The organism is Escherichia sp. AM3, assembly GCF_032029835.1.
Taxonomy (GTDB): Bacteria; Pseudomonadota; Gammaproteobacteria; order Enterobacterales; family Enterobacteriaceae; genus Escherichia; species Escherichia coli.
Window position 1 is genome coordinate 1 of the sequence record NZ_JAVUPQ010000240.1, and the last position, 1,836, is coordinate 1,836.

Below are 1,836 nucleotides of genomic sequence, written 5' to 3' on the forward strand. Positions count from 1 at the left end.
TTAAGATGAGCAGGATTATACAAAGAGTATATTGTATGTCTGGTGCCTGAGTTTATTTAAAAGGATTTTATATGCGAAATAAAAATATAATCATGTTGCTTATGAGTAGTTTGATTTTGTCAGGATGTGGGCCGCAACCTGAGAATAAGGAAAGTCAGCAACAACAACCCAGTACTCCCACAGAGCAGCAAGTGCTTGCCGCGCAGCAAGCTGCAATAAAAGAGGCTGAGCAAAGCGCCGCCGCCGCGAAAGCCTTGGCCCAGCAAGAAGTGCAACAATATTCAGACAAACAGGCTTTACAGGGGCGATTGCAGGAAGCGCCAACATTTGCAAGAGCGGCTAAAGCAAAAGCTACACATATCGCAAATCCAGGAACCGCTCGCTACCAGCAGTTCGATGATAATCCGGTTAAGCAGGTAGCGCAAAATCCGTTGGCGACGTTTAGTCTTGACGTTGACACTGGCAGTTATGCGAATGTAAGGCGTTTCCTCAATCAAGGGCTGTTACCTCCGCCAGACGCTGTGCGGGTGGAGGAGATAGTCAATTATTTCCCGTCTGATTGGGATATCAAAGACAAACAATCTATTCCGGCCTCTAAGCCAATACCTTTCGCTATGCGCTACGAATTGGCACCTGCACCATGGAATGAACAGCGAACATTGCTGAAAGTTGATATCCTGGCGAAAGATCGCAAAAGTGAAGAGTTACCAGCTTCTAATCTGGTCTTTCTTATCGACACTTCTGGTTCAATGATTTCTGATGAACGTTTGCCACTTATCCAGTCTTCGTTGAAATTATTGGTCAAAGAACTTCGTGAGCAGGATAACATTGCCATCGTGACCTACGCTGGCGACTCCCGTATTGCATTGCCTTCTATCTCCGGGAGTCATAAGGCGGAAATTAATGCCGCAATTGATTCGCTGGATGCCGAAGGCAGTACCAATGGCGGTGCCGGGCTGGAACTGGCTTATCAGCAGGCGACGAAGGGGTTTATTAAGGGCGGCATCAATCGCATTTTATTAGCCACTGACGGTGACTTTAACGTTGGCATTGACGATCCAAAATCGATTGAATCAATGGTCAAAAAACAGCGGGAGTCTGGTGTTACTCTGTCGACGTTTGGCGTGGGGAATAGCAATTACAACGAGGCAATGATGGTGCGAATTGCCGATGTTGGTAACGGCAACTACAGCTACATTGATACCCTCTCTGAAGCGCAGAAAGTATTGAATAGTGAAATGCGGCAGATGTTGATTACCGTAGCAAAAGATGTCAAAGCGCAAATTGAGTTTAACCCCGCGTGGGTAACGGAATACCGTCAGATTGGTTATGAAAAGCGCCAACTTCGGGTGGAACATTTTAATAACGACAACGTTGATGCAGGGGATATAGGCGCAGGCAAACATATAACGTTGTTATTCGAATTAACGCTGAACGGGCAAAAAGCATCAATTGATAAGTTACGCTATGCCCCGGATAACAAATTAGCGAAATCGGACAAAACGAAAGAACTGGCCTGGTTAAAAATTCGCTGGAAATACCCGCAGGGAAAAGAAAGTCAGTTAGTTGAATTCCCGCTGGGGCCAACAATAAACGCGCCCTCTGAAGATATGCGTTTTCGCGCAGCAGTAGCTGCATATGGGCAAAAGTTACGCGGTTCTGAATACCTGAACAATACCTCCTGGCAGCAGATCAAACAGTGGGCTCAGCAGGCAAAAGGGGAAGATCCACAGGGTTACAGGGCGGAATTTATTCGCCTGATTGAACTGGCGGATGGTGTGACTGACATCAGTCAGTGATGACTGTTTAGCAAACTATGTTCGACCAGTCAGCATA

The 1,836-nt window shown here is 46.4% G+C and carries 1 protein-coding gene; it reads left to right on the forward strand.

The window, feature by feature from the left end; translation table 11 throughout:
- Positions 1-71 precede the first annotated feature (71 nt).
- Entirely contained in the window at positions 72-1,799 is a 1,728-nt protein-coding gene (locus RTW80_RS24595) for a vWA domain-containing protein (RefSeq protein WP_001244806.1), read from the forward strand.
- Positions 1,800-1,836 lie beyond the last annotated feature (37 nt).

Coding starts and splice junctions, on each gene's coding strand:
- RTW80_RS24595 (WP_001244806.1), top strand. CDS start 72: ATGCGAAATAAAAATATAATCATGTTGCTTATGAGTAGTTTGATTTTG.